Source organism: Pseudomonas sp. DP-17 (assembly GCF_022380625.1).
GTDB classification, from domain to species: domain Bacteria; phylum Pseudomonadota; class Gammaproteobacteria; order Pseudomonadales; family Pseudomonadaceae; genus Pseudomonas; species Pseudomonas nitroreducens_A.
Map to the genome: position 1 here is coordinate 140,804 of NZ_JAKSXG010000015.1, position 25,674 is coordinate 166,477.

Below are 25,674 nucleotides of genomic sequence, written 5' to 3' on the forward strand. Positions count from 1 at the left end.
GGATACGTCGGAACATCCGGCTCGTCCGCCGGAAGCTGAAAGGGCCGGCGGATTTGTATACACTCGCCGCCTCGCGTTACCACCCGCATCGCCGATCCAGCAGGTCTTCCCATGCAGCATCCCGCCGAACACTCGCCCCTGGGCAAATCCAGCCAATACGTCTCCACCTATGCGCCGGAGCTGCTGTTCCCGATCTCCCGCACCACCAAATGGGCGGAGCTGGGCCTGACCGCTGAGACCCTCCCATACCAGGGCGTGGACCTGTGGAACTGCTACGAACTGTCCTGGCTGACCGCGTCGGGCAAGCCGGTGGTGGCCATCGGCGAATTCGCGATTCCGGCCCAGTCGCCGAACATCATCGAGTCCAAGTCCTTCAAGCTCTATCTCAACTCGCTGAACCAGACCGCCTTCGACAACGCCGACGCCGTGCGCGCGGTGATGGAACGTGACCTGTCCGCCGCCGCTGGCGCGCCGGTAGGTGTGCGCGTGCGTGGTCTGGACGAGGTGGCGGGCGAGGGCGTGGCCGTCATCGAAGGTACCTGCGTCGACGACCTGGACGTCGCAGTGGAGAGTTACGACCATCCGCGCCCGGAGCTGCTGCGCTGCGACGACACCCGCCGCGTCGAGGAAGTGCTCTACAGCCACCTGCTCAAATCCAACTGCCCGGTCACCGGCCAGCCGGACTGGGGCACCCTGGTCGTGGACTACACCGGTCCGGCGCTGGATGCCGCAAGCCTGCTGGCCTACGTCGTATCCTTCCGCCAGCACCAGGACTTCCACGAGCAGTGCGTCGAGCGCATCTACCTCGACCTGCAACGCCTGCTGCAGCCTGCCCGCCTGACCGTCTATGCGCGCTACGTGCGCCGTGGCGGCCTGGATATCAACCCCTACCGCAGCAGCGAAGCGGTGCAGCCGGACAACCGCCGGCTGGTGCGCCAGTAAGGCTGACTGCGTCAGTAAATCGCAGATACAAAAAACCCGGCCAAGGCCGGGTTTTTTCATGACAGGCAGGTCTAGATGCCCATGTTGGCGAGGCTCTGCACAATGGAACGCAGCGTGCCGGCCAGCGTCGGATGGCTCGCCTCGAAGCGCTCCACGGCGAGGTTCACGTTGTCCATCAGGGTCTCGTCGGCCAGCGCCTCTTCATTGGCCAGCTGCAACTCGATGTCCTTGATCAGGGCTTGCAGCGATTCGCGCTCTTCCGCGTCCAGCGGCGGCTGGCGCTCCAGCTGGTCGCGCAGGGCCTGGAGTTCTTCCTGGAGGCGTTGTGTCGGCATGGTGGTGTCCTTCTGCGGTACTTACGCAAAGATGGACCTCGCCCGGCGGGTAAAAGGTCCATCGCCATGCCCTTGAGCTTAACTCGCCGCGCGCACCCTTGCCTGATGCCGATCAATTTGCAGCAGACGCTCCAGTAGCGGGAAGAAGTGCTCCAGCTCCGGCGTGCGCATGGCCGGGTCCTTGCCCAGGTCGTCCAGCCGGCGCAGGGTCAGCGCGTCCTGGGAGAAGGGCGCGTTGAGGAAGGCACTGGCGCCACGCTCGTCGAAGGGCCCGCCCTGCAGTGCCAGGCTTTGCCGCGAGGCCCAGGACAGCCCGGCGTGGTAGGCTGGGTCGATGGCGCAGAGGTAGCGCTTGGCGGCCACGTGCAGGCGTATCGGCTGCCAGACGGCTTCGGGCAGCAGCTCGCGCAGCAGGTTGGCGCCGAACTCCTCGTGGCGCTGGTCCTGTTCATCGATCAGCTGCGGGTCTTCATAGAGGTGGCCGATGTCGTGGAGGAGGGCGGCGATTACCAGACTATCGGAACACCCGGCCCGCTCGGCCAGGGTGGCGCACTGCAGCGCGTGTTCGGCCTGGCTGACGGCTTCGCCGTAAGGCTCGGCGCCGTGGCTGGCGAAGCGCTCGGCCAGCTCGTCGAGGAAGCGGTGGCGTTCATGCTTCATGGCTTTTCTCCTTTCAGGCGGCGGCCGGCGATGTCCTGCAGGCAGGACTCCAGCTCGCCCAGATGATCGATGACCGAGTGCACGCCGAGGCGGTACAGGCCCAGAGTCGCCTGGGCGCGCAGGCGGTCGCGGTCGGGATTGCCCAGGGCGTCCCAGTCTCCCGGCGCCTGGCCGCAAAGCGGGCCGCTGGCGGCCAGGCCGATGGTCCACAGGCCGGCGTTGAGGCCCGCCTGGAGCAGGCGCGGCTGGCCGCTGACCAGTACGCAGCCGTCGAGATGCGGGCTGTCGAGCTGCATCAGCGCCTGCCAGCAGGAGTCCGGCGCGGGCCAGGGGCGGCCGGCGATGCCCAGGCCGGTGGCGAGGTGGTCTTCCAGAGCGGTGGCCAGGTGCAACGCAGTGGCGTTGGGCAGTTCATCGAGCCAGGCGCAGGGGACGCTGCGCTGGTGCAGCGTCCGCAGGGCGTCCAGGGCGCCGGGAGTGGCCTCGGCGTGGGCCTGGGCGGCGTCGTCCAGTGCGGACTGAAAACGGTTGCGCTCCTGGGGCTCCGCGCAGCGGCCCAGGGCAAGGTCCAGGGCGTGATGCGGGGGCAGAGCGGCAGCTTCGAGCAGGCGCTCCGGCGGACAGTCGGGGCAGGTGCGTTGCAGGGCTACCGGCAGCGTCCTTGCGCCGAAGTCCACCAGGTCGCCCGACAGTCCGAACAGCAGGGTAGTGAAGCGCGGAAGTTCGGCGGTCGCAGGCATGGTGGGCTTTTCTGATAATTGGTCTAGGCCAGGCTAGCGGGCCAATGTGACGGTCCGATGAAGTCGTCCGCCGGGCCGTTATAATCGACGCGCCTTTTTGCGGAAGACGTTCATGCCGGTCGAACCCATGCCTCACTACCTGCGCATCCGCGAGCAGCTGGCGCAGGACGTCGCCAACGCCACCCTCAGCCGGCGCCTGCCCGCCGAACGCGAACTGGCCGAGCGCTTTGGCTGTACCCGCGTGACCCTGCGCGAGGCGCTGCAGCAACTGGAAACCGAAGGCGTGTTGTACCGGGAGAACCGCCGCGGCTGGTTCGTCTCGCCGCCGCGCATCCGCTACAACCCGACCCGCACCACCGGTTTCATGGATTATGTGGCGGCCCAGGGACGCGTGCCGCGTACCGAGGTGTTGGCCGCCGAACGCCGCGCCGCCGGGCCCGCCCTGGCGCGGCGCATGGGGTTGGGTGACGAGGCCGAGGTATTCCACATCCTGCGCCGCCGCTGGGTCGACGAGCGGCCGGTGATGCTGGAGGAAATCACCCTGGACGCCAGCTGGTGTGCGGGGCTGCTCGATTTCCCGCTGGATACCTCGCTCACCCGCGTACTGCGCGAGGAACTGGGCTTGAGCCTGGGACGCTCGGAGCTGGCCATGCACTCCACCGCGCTGATGGAGGCGCGCGCGACGCCGCTACAGCTGACCTCAGGCTCGCCGGGCCTGTACGTGGAGCGCGCCAGCTACGTGGAAGATGGCCGACTGGTGGAGTGGGATCAGGAGTTCTGGCGCTCCGATGCGCTGGAAATTGTCATCGCCGCACGGTATCCCGACTGAAGTGGCACTATGCTTTCAATTGCAAGCAAGCGAAACGGTCCGTGACGCCGAATCGAAATCCTGTTAGATCGAGCCGGGTCTGCAAAACCGTTGCGCCTCTATATAATCTGCCCGCATAGCGGGGCCGCCAAGGCTGGCCCGATTGTCATTCACTGGAGAACTCCCGATGCGCCCACTAGGCGTCCAATGGACCAAACGCTGCTGCAGCCTGCTCGTCGCCGCCGGCCTTGCCACGATCCCGTTCCTGGCGCAGGCCGCCAGCGAAGACGATCCGTGGGAAAGCGTCAACCGTCCGATCTTCACCTTCAACGACACCCTGGACACCTACGCCCTCAAGCCGCTGGCGCAGGGTTACCAGTACGTCACCCCGAATGTCGTGCAGGACGGCGTGCACAACTTCTTCGGCAACATCGGTGACGTGAAGAACCTGGTCAACGACCTGCTGCAGCTGAAGTTCCGCGATGCCGGCGTCGACACCAGCCGCCTGCTGTTCAACACCACCTTCGGCCTGGCCGGCTTCATCGACGTGGCCACCCATATGGGCCTGCGCCGCAACGACGAAGACTTCGGCCAGACCCTTGGCCATTACGGCGTGGGCAGCGGCCCCTACGTGATGCTGCCGCTGCTGGGCCCGAGCACCCTGCGCGATGCCCCGTCGCTGATTCCGGACGCCTACACCGGCCCCTATCCCTACATCGACAATGTCTCGGTGCGTAACAGCCTGCGCGGTGTCAACGTGGTCGATACCCGTGCCGACCTGCTCAAGTCCGAGAAGCTGATCAGCGGCGACAAGTACACCTTCATCCGCAACGCCTACCTGCAGAACCGCGAGTTCAAGGTCAAGGACGGCGAGGTCGAAGACGACTTCTGATCCGTCTTGCGCGCAGCCCTTCCTGTCCTCCAGCCCGCGCCGTTCGTGGCGCGGGCGGTGCCTGCTTGAACCCTTGAGCGGATGGGAGTAGTGTCTGCGCCTTGTCGCGACCGACCCGCGCCGCTGTTCCCTAGAATGAGCGCCAAACCACAACCCCGGCGCCGTTTGCCTGGATGACCCATGCACAAAGCCAGTGCCTCGCTGCTGATTATCGATGACGACGACGTCGTCCGCGAAAGCCTCGCCGCCTACCTGGAAGACAGCGGATTCAAGGTCACACAGGCCACCAACGGCCTGGAAGGCCTGAAAGTCTTCGAGCACCAACTCCCCGACCTGGTGATCTGCGATCTGCGCATGCCGCAGATGGACGGTCTCGAGCTGATCCGTCGTGTCAGCGAGATGGCGGTGGAAGCCCCGGTGATCGTGCTGTCCGGTGCCGGCGTCATGAGCGATGCCGTCGAGGCCCTGCGCCTGGGCGCCGCCGACTACCTGATCAAGCCGCTGGAGGACCTCGCCGTCCTCGAGCACTCGGTACGCCGTGCCCTGGACCGCGCCTTCCTGCGTTCGGAGAATCGCCGCTACCGCGAGAAGCTGGAAACCGCCAACCGCGAGCTGCAGGCCAGCCTGAATTTGCTCCAGGAAGACCAGAACGCGGGTCGCCAGGTGCAGATGAACATGCTGCCGGAGACGCCCTGGGAATCCGAAGGCCTGGCCTTCTCCCACCAGATCATCCCGTCGCTGTACCTGTCGGGTGACTTCGTCGACTACTTCCGCGTGGATGCCCGCCGCATCGGCTTCTACCTGGCCGACGTTTCCGGCCACGGCGCTTCGTCCGCCTTCGTCACCGTGCTGCTGAAGTTCATGACCACGCGGCTGCTGTACGAATCCAAGCGCAACGACATGTTGCCGGAGTTCAAGCCGTCGGATGTCCTTGGCCACATCAATCGTGGTCTGATCAACTGCAACCTGGGCAAGCACGTGACCATGCTCGGTGGTGTGATCGACCTGGAAACCGATCGCCTGACCTACAGCGTCGGCGGTCACCTGCCCCTGCCTGTGCTTTATGTCGACGGCGAAGCCCGCTACCTGGAAGGCCGTGGCCTACCGGTGGGGCTGTTCGGCGAAGCGACTTACGAGGATCATGTCCTCGATCTACCCAAGTCCTTCAGCCTTTCCCTGTTCTCGGATGGAATTCTCGACGTCCTTCCGGGATCTACGCTGAAGGAAAAGGAGACGGCCCTGCCCGAGCAGGTCGTCGCCGCCGGCGGAACCCTGGATGGCCTGCGTCAAGTCTTCGGACTGGCCAAGTTGTCCGAGATGCCGGATGATATTGCCTTGCTGGTGTTGAGCAGGAACCTTGCATGAGTACCGGTAAAATCCAGTTCGCCGAGCAGGATGGCTCATTTGTCCTGAAGTTCGTGGGCGAAGTCCGACTGACCCTGTGTTCGGCGCTGGATGCCACCATTGAAAAAATCTTCGCCGCGTTGAATTTCTCGGCGATCATCATCGATCTCACGGAAACCCAGAGCATCGACAGCACCACGCTGGGCCTCCTGGCGAAGCTGTCCATTCTCTCGCGGCAGAAGGTCGGCCTGTTGCCCACGCTGGTGACCACCAACGCGGACATCACCCGGCTGCTCCAGTCGATGGGCTTCGATCAGGTGTTCAACATCGTCGATCGCCCGATTCCGTGTTCGGATTGCCTGACCGATCTGCCTCCCCAGGACCAGTCCGAGGAGGTGGTGCGCGGCAAGGTGCTCGAAGCCCACCGTATCCTGATGGGCCTGAACGAGACCAACCGTGAGGCGTTCCACGATCTGGTAAGCGCGCTGGAGCGCCACTGATTCGATGAACCCAATGCAAACCGGCGCCCTGGGGCGCCGGTTTGCATTGGTGCGTCCGCAGGTTTTCAGCGGCCGGAGAGCAGCGCCTCGAGCTTCTCCTGGTCGCGGGCGAACAGGCGGATGCCTTCGGCCAGCTTCTCGGTGCCCATGGCGTCTTCATTCATCTGCCAGCGGAAGGCACTCTCGTCCAGCACCTGGCGGGCTTCGCCGCCGCCCGGCTGCAGCGCACGCGGCAGTTCGCCCTGGGCGTCGGCCAGTTGTTGCAGGAGGTCCGGGCTGATGGTCAGACGGTCGCAGCCGGCCAGTTGCTCGATCTGTCCGAGATTGCGGAAGCTGGCGCCCATCACCACGGTTTCGTAGCCGTTGGCCTTGTAGTAGCGATAGATGCGCGACACGGACTGCACACCCGGATCTTCCGCGCCCACGTAGTCGCGGTTGGCGGCCTTCTTGTACCAGTCGTAGATGCGCCCGACGAAGGGCGAGATCAGGAATACCCCAGCGTCGGCGCAGGCCGCGGCCTGGGCGAAAGAGAACAGCAGGGTCAGGTTGGTCTGGATGCCTTCGCGCTCCAGTTGTTCGGCGGCGCGGATGCCTTCCCAGGTGGAGGCGATCTTGATCAGCACGCGGTCGCGGCCGATGCCCTGCTGGTCGTACAGCTCGATCAGGCGATGGGCGCGCTGCAGCGTGGCCTGGGTATCGAAGGACAGGCGGGCGTCCACTTCGGTGGAGATGCGCCCCGGAATCACCCCCAGGATGTCTTTGCCCACGGCGACGGCGAAGCGGTCGCAGGCAAGGCCTGCGTCACCCTGTGCGCCTTCGGTGGCACGGGCCAGGTGCTCGGCGTAGCGGGGCAGGGCGGCGGCCTTCAGCAGCAGCGACGGGTTGGTGGTGGCATCCACCGGCTTCAGGCGGGCAATGGCGTCGAAGTCGCCGGTATCGGCGACAACCGTGGTGTACTGCTTGAGTTGTTCCAGCTTGGAGGTCATGGCGCATCTTCCGTAGAGAGTGCATCGACCTTACCCGAGGGCGATGCAACGCTCAACGGGACTCAGTGACCGGCGAGAAGTTCGCCCGCCTGATCGAGCAGCCCGAGGGAATCCTTGGTTTTGTGCACGTCCACCGAGAGCAGCTGGCGGAAGCGTCGCGCGCCCGGGAATCCCTGGGCCAGGCCCAGGACGTGGCGGGTCACGTGGTGCATGGCGCCGCCCTCGGCGATGTGCCGCTCGATGTACGGGCGCATCCGCGCCAGGGCTTCGGCGCGGGTGATGGCCGGCTCATTCGAGCCATACAGTGCGGCATCGACCTGGGCCAGCAAATAGGGGTTGTGGTACGCCTCGCGGCCGAGCATCACGCCGTCGAACACCTGCAGGTGCTCGCGGCATTCATCCAGAGTCTTGATGCCGCCGTTGAGGACGATCTCCAGCTCCGGGAAGTCGCGCTTGAGCTGCGCGGCGATGTCGTAGCGCAGCGGCGGGATCTCGCGGTTTTCCTTGGGCGACAGGCCTTCGAGGATGGCGATACGCGCGTGGACGGTGAAGCTGCGGCAGCCGGCATCGCGGACCTGGCCGACGAAATCGCAGAGCTCTTCATAGCTGTCGCGGCCGTTGATGCCGATGCGGTGCTTGACCGTCACCGGGATCGATACCGCGTCACGCATGGCCTTCACGCAATCCGCCACCAGTGCCGGGTGGCCCATCAGGCAAGCGCCGATCATGTTGTTCTGTACGCGGTCGCTGGGGCAGCCGACGTTCAGGTTGACTTCGTCGTAGCCGGCCTGCTCCGCCAGCTTGGCCGCCGCCGCCAGGTCTGCCGGGTTGCTGCCGCCCAGTTGCAGCGCCAGTGGGTGCTCGCACTCGTCGTGGCGCAGGAAGCGCGCGGCATCGCCGTGCAGGACGGCGCCTGTGGTGACCATTTCCGTGTAGAGCAGCGCGTGGCTGGAAAGCTGGCGCAGGAAGTACCGACAGTGGCGGTCAGTCCAATCCATCATCGGCGCCACGGAAAAGCGGCGGGAGGGCTCAGGGCGGGCGGTGGTGGTCGGTGCGGCGTCGGTCATGGGTACGGAGTATCTGGCTTCGCAGGGGGCGCGAAATCGCTCGCGCCGGCGGAAAGGGCGGAGATTTTACCGGGGTTGCCGACGTCGCGCACGGAAACCGGCAGACGGTCTGCCGCCGGCTTGACCTGGGCGGGCGGTCCGCTTTGGCGCAACTGCTACCCTCTGGGTACCTGACAGAAGGATCTCACTCGATGAAACCCCTATTGTTGACGCTACCGCTGATCCTGCTGGCCGCCTGTTCCTCGCCGGGCAAGCTGAAGGAGGAGGCGCTGGCATTGCAGCTGGAGAGCGGCAAGTCGCCCTCGGTCTACATGACCTGCCTGCTGCCGAAATGGCAGGCGATACGCCCTTTGGCGGCGGTGAAGGAGATCCGTTTCGGCTACCGGTTGCAGATGTCGGCTGCCTCGGGCGATACCACTGCGGTGTTGCTGGAGACGACGGCGACGGACAAGGGCAGCGATGTCGTGCTCTATCGCCGTGATGCGCCCAGCCCGGACGACGCCATCACCCTGGCGGCGCGCAGCTGCCTGTAGCGACTCAAGCAGCGCCTCGTCTACCACTAAGGAACGATAGCCGCCGGGTGCAGCAGGCGGCCTAATGGCTCCGACAAGAATAATCGGGCTCACCGGCAGCGTTCCCGCGCTGCGCAGCGGCAGGGCCCGCCAGAAGAGAGCTGCCGCCATGGGTATCGCGCACCCGCGTATCGTCCTCATCCTTACCCTGCAGACTTGCGGCCTGGTGCTGCTGTTCATTGCCCAGGCGCTGGGCGGCTGGCCACTGTCGTTGTGCCTGCTGCTCATGGCAGGGCTGCTCTGGGGGCCCTGGTTCATCCGCGAGAAGGCAGCGCCAGCAGGGGCGCGGGCGGTGCTGCCGGACGTTGCCGAACTTACCCGCGAGCTGTCCCAGGGCACCAGCCGCAATGCACTGTCCGCCGCCGGGGTGTCCTTCTCGGTACAGCGCCTGGTGGAGAAGCTGGAGTCCCAGGTGGTGGCCGCCGAGCAGATCGTCGGCAGTGCCGAGGTGATGATCCATACCGAGCGGGCCACTTCGAACCTCGCTCGCCAGGCGAAGGAGGCGGCGACCCTCGCCCGCGCTGGCAGTGATACCGGGCGCAGCGAGTTGCAGGCCGCCATCGATTGCATGCGCCAGCTGAGCCAGCGCGCCAGCGCCAGCCGTGCGCTGATCGAGACGCTGAATGCGCGCAGCGAGGATATCCAGCGCGTCACCCAGGTGATCCAGTCCATTGCCAGCCAGACCAACCTGTTGGCCCTCAACGCAGCTATCGAGGCGGCGCGGGCAGGGGAGCACGGACGCGGCTTCGCCGTGGTTGCCGAGGAAGTGCGCGGGCTCGCCGGACGTACCGCCGAGGCTACCGACGAAGTGGGGCAGATGATCGAGGATATCCAGCGCCAGACCGGCGAGGTGGTGGAGCAGATCCGCCAGCTCACCGATGATCTCGGCCTGGGCGTCAGCCAGGTGGAGAGCACCGGCCGCCAGCTGCAGGACATTGCCGGGTTGGCCGCCACCGTGGAAACCCAGATCACCGAGATCGCCGAGGGCGCGGAGATCAACCGCAACCAGCTGGACAGCCTGTTCTCCGCCGTCGAGCAGGTGCGCGGCGACCTGCGCGCCAGCGACGAGCAGACTCACCGCCTGGCCGACGCCGCGATGCAGCTGGAGAGCCAGGCGGAAACCATCAGCGAGCGCCTGGCGGAGGTCGCGCTGGATGATTATCACCAGCGTATCTATGACCTCGCCCGCGCCGGCGCCCAGGCGATCGGCGCAAAGTTCGAGGCGGACGTGGACAGCGGCCGGATCGGCTTCGACGACCTGTTCGACCGCGACTATCAGCCGATGCCTGGAACCCGCCCGCAGAAGTTCCGTACGCGCTTCGACCGCTACACGGACGAGGTGTTGCCGCGCATTCAGGAGGACCTGCTGCAACGCCACGAGGGGTTGGTATTCGCCATCGCCTGTACTGCCGAAGGTTACGTGCCCACGCACAACCGGGCGTTCAGCCACCCCCCGAGCGGCGACCTGCAGGTGGACATGCTCAAGAGCCGCAGCAAGCGTCTGTTCAATGACCGCACCGGTGTGCGCTGTGGCAGCCACAACCAGCCGATGCTGCTACAGACCTACTGCCGCGATACCGGCGAGCTGATGCACGACCTTTCGGTGCCGATCTACGTGCGCGGTCGCCAGTGGGGTGGACTGCGCCTGGGCTACCGTCCGGAGACCTGACGGCGCCTACAGGTCGATTGCGGCGCTGCAGGCGGCGTGAGGGCGGGTTTCTCTTGCGATGGCTTGTCGTTGGCACCGTGGCGTCAGGGTTGCTTCGCAACGAAGTGCCGCAGAAATAAAAAAGCCGCGAAGGAGTGTACGCGGCTGGGTGCGGGCGTCCGGGAGACGCCCGCGAAAGGGACTCAATGATGCCCGCAGAGGGCGTCACGGCCGTGCTCGCCGAGGATGTTGAACAGGATGTTCAGCACCACGGCCCAGATCGCGGTCATTGCGATGCCGCTGTGGGTGATCGGCTCCATCCACTGGGGCAGGGCGGCGAAGAAGTCCGGACGCACCACCGGCACCATTCCCATGCCAATGCTCACTGCCACCAGCAACTGGTTGCGACGGTCGACGATGTCCGCTTCGTGGAGGATGCGGATGCCGCTGGCTGCGACCATGCCGAACATGGCGATACCGGCGCCCCCCAGCACTGCCGGCGGAATCGAGGCCACCAGGAAAGCGGCCTTGGGCAGCAGCGAGAGGGCGATCAGGAACAGCGCGGCGGCGGCGGTGACATAGCGGCTGCGCACGCCGGTCATCTGCACCAGGCCGATGTTCTGGGCGAACGAGGAATGGGTGAAGGTGTTCATGAAACCGGCGACGAACGAGGCGCTGGCGTCGCACAGCAGGCCACGGCGCAGGCGGTTCGGGCAGATCTCGGTGTCGGTGATCTTGCCCAGGGCGAGGAACATGCCGGTGGACTCGACGAAGATGATCACCACCACCAGGCACATGGACAGCACCGGTGCGAGATGGAACTCGGGCGTGCCGAAGTGCAGCGGGGTGACCACGTCGAACCACGGACGCTGCTCCATGCCGTCCAGACTGACCATGCCCATGCCGGCGCCGATGAGGTAGCCCAGCAGCATGCCGATCAGCACCGAGACGTTGACCCAGAAGCCCTTGAGGAAACGGTTGATCAGCAGGATCACCGCCAGCACGAAGGACGACAGGGCGAGGTACTCGATGGCGCCGAAGTTGGCTGCCGCCTTGCCGCCACCGGCCCAGTTGATCGCCACCGGGAACAGGCACATGCCGATGGAGGTGATCACGGTGCCGGTCACCAGTGGCGGGAAGAAGCGCACGATGCGGCTCATGAACGGCGCGATGACCATGCCGAAGAAGCCGGCGGCGATGGTGGCGCCGAAGATGCCGGTCATGCCCACGCCGGGCATGCCAGCCATGGCGACCATGCTGCCGACGGCGGCGAAACTGGCGCCCATCATCACCGGCATGCGGATGCCCACCGGGCCGATGCCGAGCGATTGCACGAGCGTGGCGATGCCGGCGACCAGCAGGTCGGCATTGATCAGGAAAGCGATTTCTTCGCGGGAGAGACCGGCGGCCTGGCCGACGATCAGCGGGACGGCGACGGCGCCGCCATACATCAGGAGAACGTGCTGGAAGCCGACCAGCAGCAGCTGCAGCAAGGGCAAACGCTGGTCGACGGGCGAGCCGGTATGGGAGCGCTCAGTTACCACGGACATGCAACACCTCGGTTTTTATTGTTGTCAGTCGCTGGTTGCCGGACGGGCACGACAACCGGGAAGTACTGGCCGATCTCACCCCCGGGGCCGAGCGGGTGAAGCGGTGCGGGACTTTATAAACGCGATGTGTATTACGTTCAATCGATTTTTGTATACAACTCGTCGGTCACGTTTTGCCTTGGTGGTGCTGTGGGGCTCTAGGCCGCGTGTTTGCTGATTTCGGTGATTCTGTAGCCATTGGTCGAGTGGACTACATTTTTTGTTTCAGAGAGAGATTGTGCGCGCCGAATAGCAATCGCGGACGGAGTCCGCTCCTACGCGAATGCCAAATCCTGGCGTAGGAACGGACTTGGTCCGCGATCGGCTGAGGCGCGCTACAGTGGTTATTGCAGGCGTAAAAAAACCGCACCCGAAGGTGCGGTTTTCCTGGCCGTGCCGCAGGCTCAATTAACCTGGGCGCCCCTGGAGATCCAGTCTCCGACGAGCTTGCGCTCTTCCGGGGTCATCTGGGTGATGTTGCCCAGCGGCATCACTTGCGAGGCCACGGCCTGCGCCTGGATGCGCGGGGCGAGCTGCTGGATCTGCTGGGGGGTATCGAACATCACGCCAGCCGGCGCGGTGCTGAACAGGTTGCTGGTCGGCTTGGCCGAGTGGCACACGGCACAGCGTTCCTGGATGACGTGGTGGACCTTGTCGAAGCCTTCGGAAGAGCCGGCGGCGGTGGACGCCTGGGCCGGAGCAGCCTGAGCCTGCTGGGCGGCGGCAGCCTTGGCGGCTTCCTCGTCCTTGGCGCGCTCGGCCGGGGTCTTGCCGCCGACGGCGGTTTCCGGCAGCGGCTGGTACTCGACCTTCGGTGCCTGGGCGGTGCTGGAGGAGGCATCGCTGCTCGGCCAGTTCGGGCCGGTGACGAAGGCCAGGGCGATCATGCCGACGGCCCCGGCGGGCAGGGCCCAGGCCATGCCGTTGCCTTCGTGGCGGGTGTTGAAGTAGTGACGCACGATCACCGCCAGCGCCGCGATGCAGGTCAGGATCAGCCAGTTGTAGTGGCTGCCGTAAGTGCTCGGGAAGTGGTTGCTGATCATGATGAACAGCACCGGCAGGGTGAAGTAGTTGTTGTGGCGCGAACGCAGCAGGCCTTTGGCCGGCAGTACCGGGTCGGGTTCGCGGCCTTCCTCGATGGCCTTAACCAGCGCACGTTGGGCCGGCATGATCACACGGAAGACGTTGCCCACCATGATGGTGCCGATGATGGCGCCCACGTGCAGGTACGCACCGCGACCGCTGAATACCTGGCTGAGCAGGTAGGCGGCGAGCACCAGCAGGGCGAACAGGATGGCGCCGAGCAGGGCGGGTTTCTTGCCCAGCGGGGAGTCGCACAGGGTGCTGTAGACGAACCAGCCGGCGATCAGCGAGCCGATGCCGATGGCCACGGCGGCAGCCGGAGCCAGGTCGCTGCCCGGGGCGATCAGGTACAGGGTCGGGTTCAGGTAGAACACGATGGTCAGCAGGCAGACACCCGACAGCCAGGTCGAGTAGGCCTCCCATTTGAACCAGTGCAGGTTGTCCGGCATTTTCGGCGGGGCGAGCTTGTATTTCTCCAGGTGGTAGATGCCGCCACCGTGGATCGCCCAGAGGTCACCGGAAAGCCCCTCGCGCGGGTTGGCGCGGTTGAGGTTGTTTTCCAGCCAGACGAAGTAGAACGAGGCGCCGATCCACGCGATACCCACGATCATGTGGATCCAGCGGACCAGCAGGTTCAGCCATTCGATGAGATGTGCTTCCACAGTTTTTACCTCTTGCCCGGAAACCGCCGTCGCGGAGTGCGGGCCTCTCTTATTAGTTTGCTTGGGGGTCGAGGAGGAGCTGTTCGTCCTCGGTGAAGAAATGCTCGTCGCAGTTGTTGCCAGAACCGCTGCGATCGACCACCAGGAAGTCATCCCGCTTTTCGATCGTCAGCACCGGGTGGTGCCAGACGCCGCGGTGGTAATTGACGCCCTGCTTGCCGTTGGACAGGAAAGCGCGGACGAGGCCCGATACAGGTACATCGCCAAGGGGCGCGACCACGATCAGAAATGGGTTGCCGAGCAGCGGGATGAAAGCCTGGCTGCCCTGCGGGTGACGTTCCAGCATGCGGATGCGCAAGGGCATCTCCAGGGACTCGGCGCTAAAGATGCTGATGATCGCCTTGTCATCGGGCTGCGCCGTTTCGACGGTGGCGAGCTTGTGATAACGGCGGGTGGAACCGTTGTTGATCATGAAGAAATCACTGCCTTCGGTTTCGATGACATCACCGAACGGTGCGAAGGCTTCCTTGGTCAACGGCTCGATCTTCAGGGTACGCATGGCTGGTCTTCTTTTTCGTTGTTCGCATGGGTCCCTTCCCTTGAATGCATCCCAGGGAAGGGGAGTGAAGGTCCGCTCGCTCAGAGTTGCTGCAGGCGGAACATCGCGATCTTGTTGATCTCCGCCAGGGCGGTCTGGAACTCCTGCTCCGGCGTGTTGTGGATGCGTTCTTCGAACGCGGCCAGAATCTGGTGGCGGTTGCTGCCCTTCACCGCCTTGATGAAGGGGAAGCCGAACTTGGCCTTGTAGGCATCGTTGAGTTCGGTGAAGCGGGCGAACTCCTCGGCGGTGCAATCCTGGATGCCGGCGCCGGCCTGTTCGGCGGTGCTGGAGGCGGTCAGCTCGCCCCGGACAGCGGCCTTGCCGGCGAGGTCCGGGTGCGCGTTGATCAGCGCCAGCTGCGCTTCATGGCTGGCGGACAGGAGGATGTCGGCCATGCGCTGCTGCAGCAGTTCGATGTCGTTCAGGCTGTCGTCGACGCCCAGGTCATAGGCCCTCTCCGCTACCCACGGCGAGTGTTCGTAGATGTCGGCAAAGGCGGCAACGAAGGCGGCGCGGTCGAGGCTGGCCGGGGTCAGGGTCTGGAAGCGGCTCATGCCTTGTTCTCCTGGGCTTTGAACGGGTGTTTCTCGTGCCAGTGCTTGGCGATATCGACGCGGCGGGTGATCCACACCTTCTCGTGACCTTTAACGTACTGGATGAAACGCTCCAGCGAGGCCATACGCGCCGGACGGCCCAGCAGGCGGCAGTGCATGCCGATGGAGAGCATCTTCGGCGCGCCCTCGGCACCCTCGGCGTAGAGCACGTCGAAGGCATCCTTCAGGTATTCGAAGAAGTCGTCGCCCTTGTTGAAGCCCTGCACCTGGGTGAAGCGCATGTCGTTGGTGTCCAGGGTGTAGGGGATCACCAGGTGCGGCTTCTCGGCTGTGCTGGCCGGGTCCCAGTAGGGCAGGTCGTCGTCGTAGGTGTCGGAGTCGTAGAGGAAGTTGCCGTCCTCGCGGACGATGCGGCGGGTATTCGGACCCAGGCGGCCGGTGTACCAGCCCTGCGGGCGCTGACCGGTCAGTTCGGTGAGGATGCGCACGGCTTCGAACATGTGTTCGCGTTCCTGCGCCTCGTCCATGTACTGGTAGTCGATCCAGCGGTAGCCGTGGCTGCAGATCTCGTGGCCGTCGGCGACCATCTGGCGGATCGCCTCGGGGTGACGCTGGGCAGCCATGGCGACAGCGAACACGGTCAGCGGCAGGTCGTATTTGCGGAACAGCTTGAGCAGGCGCCACACGCCGGCACGGCTGCCGTACTCATACAGCGATTCCATGCACATGTTGCGCTCGCCCTTGAGCGGCTGGGCAGCCACCATCTCGGACAGGAAGGCTTCGGATTCGGCATCACCATGCAGGATGTTGCGCTCGCCGCCTTCCTCATAGTTGAGGACGAAGGACAGGGCGATGCGCGCATCGTTCGGCCAGTGCGGATGGGGGATGTTGTTGCCGTAACCGATCAGGTCGCGTGGATAGTCAGCGCTCACTGCAGTGTTCCTTCTTGTGGTTGGCGGTCGGCGCCGGGTCGATGGACTGTGCGCTGCCGTTGATGGGTGCATTGTATACAAAATGTCGAGCGGTCTGTAAATACAATCTGCGCAACGGTCGTTTCATTCCGCTCATCCGTGTTCGATAGGGCTTGGATGCCGGGCGGGCGCTGCTCTGGCGCGGCACTGGCTGGCTGTGTGCGGGCTTCTGCCATTGCTGGCCAGAGGGCGCTACAGGGGCTTTTTGGCAGGTTGAATCAGTTTTTTGTATACAATCAATTGTGCCGCTGGGTATATTCGCTTCTACCAAACGTACCCGCGGGCTGCTTCGATGGCGGCCCGCTCATTCGCATCAACAAGACAGAGGAGGAAGGTGTCGGCCGGCTCCGCCGCAGGACACCGATAAGCCCATGGGACGCCTGACCACTCACGTACTGGATTCCGCCCACGGCTGCCCTGGCCACGGCATCAAGATCGAGCTGTACCGCGTCGAAGGCCAGCAGCTGGAGCTGATCACCACCCGCGTGACCAATGACGATGGCCGTTGCGACGAACCGCTGCTGCAGGGCGAGGACTTCCGTGCCGGCGTCTACCAGCTGCTGTTCAATGCTGGCGACTACTACCGTGCCCGTGGCGTCGAGCTGCCGAAGCCTGCGTTCCTCGACCAGGTCGTACTGCGCTTCGGCATCGCCTCGGAAAGCGACCACTACCATGTGCCGCTGCTGATTTCCCCCTACAGCTATTCCACCTATCGCGGCAGCTAGTCCCCGCCCGTAGGTCTTCCCCCTGACTCTTCGTGGAGTCTTCCTCAGCCCGCCCACACTGCGGGCTTTTTTTTGCCTGCGAGTTTTTCCGGCGGCAGGCTCGGCGGGGCTGGTCTAGAACTATCTGGAACCATTTTGTCTGAGAGTCCCATGAGTAGAATTCTGATTGTCGAAGAACAGCCGGTCACGCGGCACGCCTTGCGCCTGATGATGGAGGCTGACCGCCATGAAGTGGTCGGCGAAGCGGACAACGGCCCGGACGCCTTGCATCAGGTGCGGCAGTGCAAACCTGACCTGATGATTCTTGAGCTGTCCATTCCGCGCCTGGGCGGGCTGGAAGTCCTGCAGCGCCTGGTGGCCCAGGAGTCGCCGGTGAAGGTGCTGGTGCTCACGTCGCAGGATTCCGAATATTTCGCCGGGCGCTGCCTGACCGCTGGCGCCGCCGGATTCGTCAGCAAGCAGGAAGACCCGCAGGCCGTGCGCGAGGCGGTGCGTGCGATCGCCCAGGGGCACAGCTATTTCCCCAGCCACGCACTGGGCAGCGTCAGTGCTGCCGAGGAGGCCGGGCATGGCGAGTTGATCAAGGGACTGTCGGTACGCGAGCTGAGCGTTCTGCAACTGCTGGCGCGGGGCATGAGCAATATTGCGATCGCCGATCAGCTCTCGATCAGCGACAAGACGGTCAGTACCTACAAGGTGCGCCTGATGCAGAAGCTGCATGCGAAGTCGCTGGTGGAGTTGATCGACATCGGGCGGCGGCATGGGCTGGTGGAAGGCGGCGCACCGGAGCAGGTGGAGTCAGCAGAGGTGTTGTTGACGGAGGAACAGCGCCGCGAACTGGAGTTCTTGCGTCATGTGATTGCTTCTCTGCCTTTTGCGACGACTATTCGTGGAATGGATGGCCGCGTGCAATTTTGCAATCAGGCGGCACTGGATATCCTCGGGGTACCCCTGGAGGAGGTGGTAGGCCGGCGGATGGGCGAGCTCGGGGTGTTGGCGGACTCCGGGGAAGAGGAATTGCTTCGCAAGAACCTGATCGATGCCATCGGCAACGGCGAGCCTTATGAAGCGGACGTCGAAATCCATACGGTGAATGGGCGAAGGGTCTACCACCACTGGGGACGTCCCTACCGGGATGTGGATGGTCACTTGCTGGGTGCCGTGTGCGGCGCGATCAATATCACGGATCAGGACGACCTGGTGCGGGCTCTGCGCAATGCCAATGCGCGCGTCGAGGCCATCAGTCGCGGAAAAACTCAGTTCCTGGCCGGCATGGGGGGCCAGATGCAGGGGCCCTTGCAGAATATCGTCGCGATGATCGACCTGGCTTTGAATCAGGATGACCCTCAGCGTCGCCGGGAGCCGCTGACCGTAGCGCGCTCAGTGGCGCAGAACCTGCTGCATGTGCTCGACGACCTGAATCTGCTGAGCCGTGCCAAGACGGGGAGACTCCCGCTGGCCGAAGAGCCGGTCGACCTGCGCGCGCTGGTGGAGCGTCAGGTGTCCATGGTGCGGGAGACGGCGGCTGCCAAGGGGTTGAAGCTGGAAGTCGACTTCGATCTGGCACTGGAGCCGAATGTCTGGGGTGACCCGCTGCGTTTGCGGCAGATTCTGCAGAACCTCCTGGATAACGCACTGAAGTTCACCGACAACGGATCGATACGCGTGCGGCTCTGCGCACGAGGATGCGGCAAGGGACTGGTCGAGGTGCAGGTGGATGTCATCGACACCGGCTTCGGCATTGGCGAAGACGAGTTGGCCACATTGTTCGAGCCCTTCGCGTTCAGCCTGGACGGTGAGCGCATCGAAAGCGGAGGGACCGGCCTGGGGCTCGCGCTATGCCGCAGCTTGGTGGAATTGATGGATGGCGAGATAAGCGCGGTCAGCCGGTTGGGTGTCGGAACCGAGATCAGTTTCAAGGTTGCGCTCGCGAACGCCGCGCCATGAGGTGGCTGCGGCGCTGGTGAAAAAGGCCTGGCGCCAGATGGCGTAGACCCCGGAAAAATGAAAAGGCCCCAGCGATTGCCGGGGCCTTTTTTGTGCGGTTTTTTCCGTGGTCAGAGGAAGATGAACTTGGCCACGAAGATCGCGCACAGCGCGTACAGGCTGATGGTCACATCCTTATGGCGGCCGGTGAAGACCTTCATCGCCACGTAGGTTACGAAGCCCAGGGCGATACCGTCGGCGACCGAGAAGGTCAGCGGCATCATGATCACGGTGACGATGGCCGGGATGGTCTCCGTGTGCTCGTTCCAGTCGATATGGGCCATGCCGCCCATCATCAGCATGGCGACGTAGATCAGCGCACCGGCGGTGGCGTAGGCGGGGATCATGCCGGCCAGCGGGGCGAAGAACATTGCGGCGACGAACAGCACGCCCACCACCACGGCGGTCAGGCCGGTGCGGCCGCCAGCGGCGACGCCCGCCGCGCTTTCCACGTAGCTGGTCACCGGCGGCACGCCCAGCACCGCGCCGAAGGCGCTGGAGGTGCTGTCGGCCTTCATCGCCTTGGACAGGTTCTCGATGCGACCGTCTTCACGCACCAGATGCGCGCGCTGGGCGACGCCCATGAGGGTGCCGGCGGTGTCGAACATGTGCACGAAGAGGAAGGCCAGGATCACGCTGATCATGGTCACGTTGAACGCACCGGAAATGTCCATCGCCATGAAGGTCGGCGCCAGGCTCGGCGGCATGGAGAACACGCCGCCGAACTGGACGATGCCCAGCGCAATGCCGGCCACGGTGACGGTAAGAATGCTGATCAGGATGCCGCCGAACACGCGGCGGTATTCCAGTACGGCGATCATCAGGAAGCAGATGGCGGCGAGTAGCGGGCCGGGGCTGGTCAGGTCGCCCAGGTGAACCAGGGTGGCGGGACTGGCAACCACGATGCCGGCGGTCTTCAGGCCGATCAGCCCGAGGAACAGGCCAACACCGGCGCCCATGGCGAAACGCAGGCTGACCGGGATGCTGTTGAGCAGCCATTCGCGGATGCGCGAGAAGGTCAGGATCATGAAGGCGATGCCGGAAATGAACACCGCGCCCAGCGCGATCTCCCAGCTGTAGTTCATGGTCTTGACTACGGTGTAGGTGAAGAAGGCGTTGAGGCCCATGCCCGGCGCCAGGCCCACCGGCCAGTTGGCGTAGAGGCCCATCAGGAAGCAGCCGAGCGCCGCGGCGAGGCAGGTTGCGACGAACGCGGCGCCGTGGTCGATGCCGGCGTCGGCCATGATGTTGGGGTTGACGAAGATGATGTACGCCATGGTGATGAAGGTCGTGAGACCTGCGGCGAGTTCGGTCTTCACGGTGGTGCCGTGCTGGCTGAGCTTGAACAGGCGTTCGAGCAGGCCGGTGGCGGGGGGACTGGATGCAAAGGCTCGTTGTTCTTGTTTGGTGCTTTCCACAGCGGTACTCCTCAACGCTCTTGTTGTTGGTCCCTTGCCGTCGGCTGGTTCACCTGCGTCCCTTGCGCTAACGGAAAGAGTTGTGAGGGTGTGAATGTTGACCTTTGGGTCAGGAAGTCACGCCGCGATTATGCAGTTGTGTACAAAAAGTTCAAATAATGTTTAGTGTCTGTCTGAAAGATTTTTACAAGAAAAGCATCGGAATGGTCGCACGCTGACCTTCGCCAAGCTCCTGCACCGTGCGGCCTTGGGATGGATGCCGAGTCGCTCGCGACGGCTGCACGATAGTGGCCACTTTGTGTACACTGTGCCCCATGCCTGGCCCGCGGCCAGCTCCACGTAAAGCCCCCACGGATTTCGCGCCGGTTCAACCCGGCTGAGCAGGGTTCGACTCCGATGACCGACCAGTTGCAACAGATCAGGAAGCAGCCGCGCAATGGCAAGGCGCGCAGCGGCACTCAGGACGAGATCGTCTACGCGCACATCTTCGACGCCATCCTCGAGCAGCGCCTGGCGCCAGGCACCAAGCTGAGCGAAGAGGCCCTCGGCGAAATCTTCGGCGTCAGCCGCACCATCATCCGTCGCGCCCTGTCGCGCCTGGCTCACGAACAGGTTGTGCTGCTGCGCCCGAACCGTGGCGCCGTGGTGGCCAGCCCGAGCATCGATGAAGCCCGGCAGATCCTCTTCGCCCGTCGCACCGTCGAGCGCGCGATCACCGAGCTGGCCGTGGACAATGCCAGCAGCGATTCCCTGGCCGAGTTGCGCGACATGGTGAAACAGGAGCAATCCAGCTTCGCCCGCGGCGACCGTGGCGCCGGCATCCGCCTCTCCGGCGAGTTCCACCTGAAACTTGCCGAAATGGCGAAGAACGCGCCGCTGGTGGTGTTCCAGCGCAGCCTGGTATCGCAGACCTCGCTGATCATCGCCCAGTACGAAAGCGGCGGCCGCTCGCACTGCTCGTTCGACGAGCACAACGAAATCCTCGACGCCATCGAGAAGGGCGACAAGGAAAAGGCCGTTACCCTGATGATGCACCACATGGCGCACATCGACGACAAGCTGAACCTGGATGTGGATGGTGCCTCGGGTGACCTGCACGCGGTGTTTTCGCACCTGCTGGCCGGCAAGAAGAAACCCCGCCGCAGCAAGGCCGACGCCGACTCGGCAGCCTGATTACCAAGCCAGAAAAAAGCCCCGCTTCTGCGGGGCTTTTTCGTTTCAGCTCGAACGGCCTTACATAGGACCGAGGCGGGCCGTCATTGCTCGCGAATCAGGGCCCGAACCGTCGTGCGTGCCGGAAATCATCGCGGACAGAGTCCGCTGTTAGGCAAGGTCAGGCATTTACGCCGCGGACGTTATTTGCGAACGCGCCCATGGGGCGCTCCTAGGGGTTCTGCGCGCTTTCCTCGGCCTGTTGCCAGCCGCCCCCCAGGGACTTGTAGAGCAGCACCAGCGTGGTCGCCACGGCCTCGCGGCTGCGCACCTGCTGTTCCTCGGTGGCCAGCAGTTCGCGCTGGGCGCTGAGCACGTTGAGGAAGTCCACCGCGCCGGCCTTGTACTGCTCGCGGGCGTTGGCCAGGGCGACGCGGCCATGTTCCGCGGCCGTGTCGAGACTGGCGAGGCGGCGCTGGTCTGCGGCGTAGTCGGTGAGGGCGTCGTCCACCTCCCGCCAGGCGTTGAGCACGGTGCGCCGGTAGGCGATGGCGGATTCCTGCTGCTGCGCTTCGCGCAGGGCGAGCATGCCCTTCAGGCGCCCGCCTTCGAAAATCGGCAGCGACAAGCTCGGGCCGATACCGAAGGTGCGGCTGTTCCAGTCGCCGAAGTTCGACAGTTGCAGCGCCTGGAAGCCGAAGCTGCCATTGAGGCTGATGCGCGGATAGAAGTCCGCCTTGGCCACGCCGATGCTGGCGGTGGCAGCGTGCAGCGTGGCTTCGGCTCGGCGGATATCCGGGCGGCGCTGGGCCAGTTCGGACGGCAGGCCGACCGGCACGCCACGCGGTGGCTGGGGTACGGGTCTGGCCTGGGCGAGTTCGGCCTGCAGTGCGCCGGGCGCTTCGCCCAAAAGGTAGCCCAGGGCGTTGATCAGCCGCGCCTGGCGCTTCTGGCTGTCGGGCAGGCGCGCTTCGATGCTGGCGACCTGGGTCAGCGCCTCGGCCACGTCCAGTTCGGTGGCGACGCCATCGGCGCGACGCAGGCGGGTCAGCTCCAGGCTGCGCTGGGCGATCTCCAGGTTGCCGCGGATGATGGCTTCCAGGTCCTGTTCGGCGCGCAGCTGCAGGTAGTTGCGCGCGGTCTCGGCGAGCACCGAGACCAGCACGTCGCGACGGCTCTCCTCGGTGGCCTGGACGTTGGCGTCGGCGGCTTCCAGCTCGCGGCGCACGCGGCCCCAGAAGTCCAGCTCCCACGACAGGTCGAAGCCGCCGTCGAGCTGGTTGAAGCTGTCCTTGCCGGCTTTGCCGGACGGATCGCTCAGGCCCGCTTCGCTGTTGCGCTTGCGCTGGTAGCCCAGCTCCGCGCCGACGTTGGGCACGGCATCGCCGCCCAGCGCCTGGCGGATGGCCCGGCTCTGCTGCAGCCGCGCATCGGCTTCGCGCAGGTCGAGGTTGGCATTCGCCACGCGGCGTTGCAGGTCGTTGAGCTGCGGATCGCCCAGCAGCGTCCACCACTGCGCCTCCAGCGGGGCGTTGAGCGCCTGGCTCGGTGCGTCGCCGCGCTGGGCAAACCAGTCCACCGCATTGGCATCCTCCGGGCGCTGGAAGTCCGGGCCGACGCTGCAGGCGCCGAGCGCGAGCAGAGCAAGGAGCAGGGGAGCACGCGGGGCGATCATTGCGCGGCCACCTTCTGCTCGGTGCTGGCGTGCTTGCCGGTGTCGATCCGTGCGATCACCGACATGCCGACGCGCAGCTTCTCGCGCAGCGGCTGGTCGGCGTCGAGGACGATCTTCACCGGAATGCGCTGGACGATCTTGGTGAAGTTGCCGGTGGCGTTGTCCGGGGCGATGGGCGCGAAGCTCAGGCCGGTGGCCGGGGCGATGCTGTCGACGTGGCCGCGCAGTTTCTCGCCGGGGAAGGTGTCGATGCTGATCTCCACGGCCTGGCCAGGTTGTACGTCGGTCAGCTGGGTTTCCTGGAAGTTGCCTACCACGTAGGCGTTCTGCAGCGGTACTACCGCGAGCAGCGCATTGCCCGGCGTGGTGTAGGCGCCGACGCGCACGGCGCGGCGGCCGACCATGCCGTCGAAGGGCGCGCGGATCTCGGTGTACGACAGGTTCAGTTGCGCCTGCTGCAGCTGCGCCTCCCCACGCTTCAGTGCGCCCAGGGCCTCGGCCTGCTGTGCCAGCAGCACATCGAGCTGCTTGCGGGCGGCCAGCGCGGCGGCCTTGTCCTTGTCCAGGACGGCCTTCGCCGAATCGACGCGCGAGCGCGCCTGCTGGGCATTCTGCAACGTGCCGGCGCCCTGGGTGGCGAGGTGCTGGTAGCGGTTCAGTTCCTGCGCGGCAAAGGTCAGCGCAGCCTGGTCGGCCTGCACCTGGGCGGCGCTCTGGGCAATCACCGCCTGCTGGCGCTCGAGGTCGGCGGCGACATGGTGGTGACGCGCCTCTGCGGCCAGCACGTCGGCTTCGGCGGCGTCCAGCGCGGCATGGTAGTCGCGGGCATCGATGCGTGCCAGGACCTGCCCGGCCTTCACCGACTGGTTGTCTTCCACCAGCACTTCCTCGATGAAGCCGGCGATCTTCGGCGCCACCAGAGTGAAGTCGGCATGGATGTAAGCGTCGTCGGTGCTCTGCTCGCGAGTGGGCCCCAGCAGGCGCAGCAGCAGATAGACGACAAGGGCGAGAAGCAGTACGGCAACCAGGGCCAGACTGCCGCGACGGGAGCTCAGTTTCGACATGGGCAGACCTTTTAATTTGCGGGGACGACAGGACGCGGCGGATAGACCCGCAGCGGCAGCAGGGGAATCAGGACGAGCAGGGCTGCGGCCAGCCAGGACATCGCCAGCAGCGTGTCGGCGGCGGCGAGCACGCCGGCCTGGCCGCGCACCTGGCTGGCCAGTCGGCCGATGTTCTCGGCGCCCCCCAGTTGCTCCAGGCGCAGGCCCAGGGCTTGGGAGGCGTTGCCCAGGTGATCGACCAGGCGGTTGGAGTGGTAGTGCTCGCGCCAGGTCATCAGGATCGACACCACGGCGCTGCCGAGCACCGCCGAGAAGGCGCGCACGCTGTTGAACCAGGCCGAGGCGAACGGTCCTTCGATGGGCGCGACGACGCTGGTGGCGGACATCAGCAGCGGCACGATGGCCATCGGCTGGCCAATGATCTGCAACGCCAGCAGCCAGTAGAAGTTCTCCCGCGTCCACTCGCTGGTGAGCTGGCTCATGCCGAAAGCGGACAGGCCGCACAGGCTGATACCGATGGCCAGCACCCAGCGGCAGTCCACCCGCGGGATGTTGCACAGCGCGGCCACCAGGGGCAGCGTGATGAGTTGCGGCAGCGCCACCAGCAGCGCCATGGGCGCCGATTGCAGCGGGCGATAGCCGTGGGCTGAGGCGAGGTAGGACGCCGGCACGCCAGCGCATGCGCCGAGCACCACCAGCACGCCGGCGAGGGTAATCAGCGAGTGGGTGAAGTTGCGCCGCTTGAGGATGTCCAGGCGGAAGAAGGGCAGCGGATGCGTCCATTCGTTGATGAAGAAGGCCGCCAGCAGTCCGGCGCCGCCGATCACCAGCAGGCTGATCAGTTCGGATTCGAACCAGTCCAGGCGCTCCCCCTGCAGCAGGCCCATCACCAGCATCAGGATGCCCGGCAGGCCGAGGGCGAGACCCAGGTAATCGAATTGCTTCAGGCGCTCCAGGCGCAGCGGGTCCTGCGGGATACCCCAGGCAACGGCGGCCAGCGCCACGGCGCAGAGCGGGATGACCTGCCAGAACACCCACTGCCAGCCGACGAACTCGGTCCACAACGCCGCCAGCGGCATGCCCAGGTTGGGCGCGAAGGTCGCGGTCAGCGCATAGGCCCCCAGGCCGTACAGCTTGATTCCCGGCGGCAGGAAGCGCAGCGCCACGGTCATCAGCATCGGCGGCATGCAACCGCCGGCGAAGCCTTGCAGCAGGCGCAGCAGATACAACGTCTCGACATTCGGCGCGAAGGGGCAGAGCAACGCGAGCAGCGCGAAGCAGGCGATGGCGCCGAGGGTGAAGCGGCGCAGCGACACGGTGACCGAGAACCAGGGCGCGAAGGCCATGGCGGCAACCTGCGCCGCCGAGTATAGGGCGATCAGCCAGGTGCCTTCGTCGTGGCCGATGGACAGCGCGCCGCGCACGTCGGTCATGGCGAGGTCCGTGACCTTCTCGTTGAGGCCGGCGCTGAGGGAGGCGACCAGTACGCCGATCATGCCGACCACGATGCGCAGGCCGAATGGCTGGGCGACAGGAGCGGAAGGTTTCGCGGTTTGCGGGCTGGCGGCGGAAACCGGGGCGAGCGCGGTCATGGCCGGCCTCCATGGGGATGGCCGATGCCGCCGCCCTTGGGCGGTGATGTGCAAGGCATAGGAATCAACTCGGGTATTTGCGACCGAGTCTAGGGAAGGGCGATAGCT

Annotated in this window: 23 protein-coding genes and 2 pseudogenes; 11 read left to right on the plus strand and 14 right to left on the minus strand. The window is 65.2% G+C overall.

All coding sequences use genetic code 11. The annotated features are described in order from the left end of the window. Positions 1 to 111: 111 nt before the first annotated feature. Positions 112 to 942: an NADPH-dependent 7-cyano-7-deazaguanine reductase QueF gene (gene queF / locus MJ122_RS24400; RefSeq protein WP_239746317.1), complete on the plus strand. Its 831-nt coding sequence runs from the start codon at positions 112 to 114 to the stop codon at positions 940 to 942. 71 nt (positions 943 to 1,013) lie between these two features. Here queF and MJ122_RS24405 read toward each other — a convergent pair whose 3' ends face one another. From MJ122_RS24405 to MJ122_RS24415, 3 genes are all read right to left on the minus strand, one after another. Then, positions 1,014 to 1,277, minus strand: coding sequence for a DUF4404 family protein (locus tag MJ122_RS24405; protein ID WP_088420867.1), 264 nt, complete (start codon positions 1,275 to 1,277; stop codon positions 1,014 to 1,016). Between the two features lie 78 nt (positions 1,278 to 1,355). After that, positions 1,356 to 1,937 (minus strand): phosphonate degradation HD-domain oxygenase, encoded by a 582-nt coding sequence (locus MJ122_RS24410; protein WP_088420868.1) that lies wholly within the window; start codon positions 1,935 to 1,937, stop codon positions 1,356 to 1,358. Beyond that, entirely contained in the window at positions 1,934 to 2,677 is a 744-nt protein-coding gene (locus MJ122_RS24415) for an HAD family phosphatase (RefSeq protein WP_239746318.1), read from the minus strand. The genes MJ122_RS24410 and MJ122_RS24415 overlap by 4 nt, the downstream gene beginning before the upstream one ends. Positions 2,678 to 2,789: 112 nt before the next feature. Here MJ122_RS24415 and MJ122_RS24420 point away from each other — a divergent pair, with 112 nt between their 5' ends. The 4 genes from MJ122_RS24420 (at position 2,790) to rssC (ending at position 6,221) form a co-directional block, all read left to right on the plus strand. After that, complete coding sequence (locus MJ122_RS24420) at positions 2,790 to 3,506, plus strand: UTRA domain-containing protein (RefSeq protein WP_239746319.1); 717 nt, start codon at positions 2,790 to 2,792, stop codon at positions 3,504 to 3,506. 166 nt (positions 3,507 to 3,672) lie between these two features. Continuing rightward, the gene (locus MJ122_RS24425) at positions 3,673 to 4,377 is read left to right on the plus strand and encodes a VacJ family lipoprotein (RefSeq protein ID WP_088420871.1); all 705 of its coding nucleotides are present in this window, start codon (positions 3,673 to 3,675) and stop codon (positions 4,375 to 4,377) included. A gap of 180 nt (positions 4,378 to 4,557) precedes the next feature. Continuing rightward, complete coding sequence (rssB, locus tag MJ122_RS24430) at positions 4,558 to 5,742, plus strand: two-component system response regulator RssB (protein WP_239746320.1); 1,185 nt, start codon at positions 4,558 to 4,560, stop codon at positions 5,740 to 5,742. Next, positions 5,739 to 6,221: an anti-sigma factor antagonist RssC gene (gene rssC / locus MJ122_RS24435; RefSeq protein ID WP_017517513.1), complete on the plus strand. Its 483-nt coding sequence runs from the start codon at positions 5,739 to 5,741 to the stop codon at positions 6,219 to 6,221. Before rssB ends, rssC begins: the two co-directional genes overlap by 4 nt. A 65-nt stretch (positions 6,222 to 6,286) precedes the next feature. Here the strand turns inward: rssC and tal are convergent, their stop codons facing one another. Together tal and dusA are read right to left on the minus strand one after the other, a co-directional pair. Continuing rightward, positions 6,287 to 7,207: a transaldolase gene (tal, locus tag MJ122_RS24440; RefSeq protein WP_088420873.1), complete on the minus strand. Its 921-nt coding sequence runs from the start codon at positions 7,205 to 7,207 to the stop codon at positions 6,287 to 6,289. Between the two features lie 62 nt (positions 7,208 to 7,269). Then, entirely contained in the window at positions 7,270 to 8,274 is a 1,005-nt protein-coding gene (gene dusA / locus MJ122_RS24445) for a tRNA dihydrouridine(20/20a) synthase DusA (RefSeq protein ID WP_239746321.1), read from the minus strand. 191 nt (positions 8,275 to 8,465) lie between these two features. On the opposite strand from dusA, the gene MJ122_RS24450 reads away from it, so the two are divergent. Together MJ122_RS24450 and MJ122_RS24455 are read left to right on the plus strand one after the other, a co-directional pair. Beyond that, positions 8,466 to 8,807 (plus strand): hypothetical protein, encoded by a 342-nt coding sequence (locus MJ122_RS24450; RefSeq protein WP_239746322.1) that lies wholly within the window; start codon positions 8,466 to 8,468, stop codon positions 8,805 to 8,807. A gap of 148 nt (positions 8,808 to 8,955) precedes the next feature. After that, the gene (locus MJ122_RS24455; protein ID WP_239746323.1) at positions 8,956 to 10,515 is read left to right on the plus strand and encodes a methyl-accepting chemotaxis protein; all 1,560 of its coding nucleotides are present in this window, start codon (positions 8,956 to 8,958) and stop codon (positions 10,513 to 10,515) included. A gap of 182 nt (positions 10,516 to 10,697) precedes the next feature. Here the strand turns inward: MJ122_RS24455 and MJ122_RS24460 are convergent, their stop codons facing one another. From MJ122_RS24460 to puuE, 5 genes are all read right to left on the minus strand, one after another. Next, complete coding sequence (locus tag MJ122_RS24460; protein WP_239746324.1) at positions 10,698 to 12,044, minus strand: nucleobase:cation symporter-2 family protein; 1,347 nt, start codon at positions 12,042 to 12,044, stop codon at positions 10,698 to 10,700. A gap of 443 nt (positions 12,045 to 12,487) precedes the next feature. Further along, complete coding sequence (locus MJ122_RS24465) at positions 12,488 to 13,828, minus strand: urate hydroxylase PuuD (protein ID WP_239746325.1); 1,341 nt, start codon at positions 13,826 to 13,828, stop codon at positions 12,488 to 12,490. Between the two features lie 52 nt (positions 13,829 to 13,880). Next, positions 13,881 to 14,387: an ureidoglycolate lyase gene (locus MJ122_RS24470; RefSeq protein WP_045209032.1), complete on the minus strand. Its 507-nt coding sequence runs from the start codon at positions 14,385 to 14,387 to the stop codon at positions 13,881 to 13,883. Positions 14,388 to 14,467: 80 nt separating this feature from the next. Further along, positions 14,468 to 14,983: a 2-oxo-4-hydroxy-4-carboxy-5-ureidoimidazoline decarboxylase gene (uraD, locus tag MJ122_RS24475; protein ID WP_088420879.1), complete on the minus strand. Its 516-nt coding sequence runs from the start codon at positions 14,981 to 14,983 to the stop codon at positions 14,468 to 14,470. After that, positions 14,980 to 15,915 carry an allantoinase PuuE gene (puuE, locus tag MJ122_RS24480; protein ID WP_088420880.1) on the minus strand — a complete coding sequence of 312 codons (936 nt, stop codon included), beginning with the start codon at positions 15,913 to 15,915 and terminating at the stop codon, positions 14,980 to 14,982. The genes uraD and puuE overlap by 4 nt, the downstream gene beginning before the upstream one ends. A 410-nt stretch (positions 15,916 to 16,325) precedes the next feature. On the opposite strand from puuE, the gene uraH reads away from it, so the two are divergent. The 3 genes and pseudogenes from uraH to MJ122_RS30195 form a co-directional block, all read left to right on the plus strand. Next, complete coding sequence (gene uraH / locus MJ122_RS24485) at positions 16,326 to 16,679, plus strand: hydroxyisourate hydrolase (protein ID WP_017517523.1); 354 nt, start codon at positions 16,326 to 16,328, stop codon at positions 16,677 to 16,679. A 150-nt stretch (positions 16,680 to 16,829) separates the two neighbouring features. Next, a pseudogene (locus MJ122_RS30190) lies at positions 16,830 to 17,450 on the plus strand (response regulator transcription factor); the annotation flags it as partial. 72 nt (positions 17,451 to 17,522) lie between these two features. Continuing rightward, positions 17,523 to 18,626: pseudogene (locus MJ122_RS30195) on the plus strand (PAS domain-containing sensor histidine kinase); the annotation flags it as partial. Between the two features lie 110 nt (positions 18,627 to 18,736). On the opposite strand, the gene MJ122_RS24500 reads toward MJ122_RS30195, so the two are convergent. Then, on the minus strand, positions 18,737 to 20,083 hold the full coding sequence (locus tag MJ122_RS24500) for an NCS2 family permease (protein WP_017517525.1): 1,347 nt from the start codon (positions 20,081 to 20,083) through the stop codon (positions 18,737 to 18,739). Positions 20,084 to 20,479: 396 nt separating this feature from the next. Here MJ122_RS24500 and MJ122_RS24505 point away from each other — a divergent pair, with 396 nt between their 5' ends. Further along, complete coding sequence (locus MJ122_RS24505; RefSeq protein ID WP_088420883.1) at positions 20,480 to 21,256, plus strand: GntR family transcriptional regulator; 777 nt, start codon at positions 20,480 to 20,482, stop codon at positions 21,254 to 21,256. Positions 21,257 to 21,467: 211 nt separating this feature from the next. Here the strand turns inward: MJ122_RS24505 and MJ122_RS24510 are convergent, their stop codons facing one another. From MJ122_RS24510 to MJ122_RS24520, 3 genes are read right to left on the minus strand one after another with little or no spacing between them, the layout of a single operon-like run. Beyond that, positions 21,468 to 22,910, minus strand: coding sequence for an efflux transporter outer membrane subunit (locus MJ122_RS24510; protein WP_239746326.1), 1,443 nt, complete (start codon positions 22,908 to 22,910; stop codon positions 21,468 to 21,470). Further along, entirely contained in the window at positions 22,907 to 23,974 is a 1,068-nt protein-coding gene (locus tag MJ122_RS24515; RefSeq protein ID WP_239746327.1) for an HlyD family secretion protein, read from the minus strand. Before MJ122_RS24515 ends, MJ122_RS24510 begins: the two co-directional genes overlap by 4 nt. A gap of 11 nt (positions 23,975 to 23,985) precedes the next feature. Beyond that, positions 23,986 to 25,566: an MFS transporter gene (locus tag MJ122_RS24520; RefSeq protein WP_239746328.1), complete on the minus strand. Its 1,581-nt coding sequence runs from the start codon at positions 25,564 to 25,566 to the stop codon at positions 23,986 to 23,988. Positions 25,567 to 25,674: the final 108 nt, after the last annotated feature.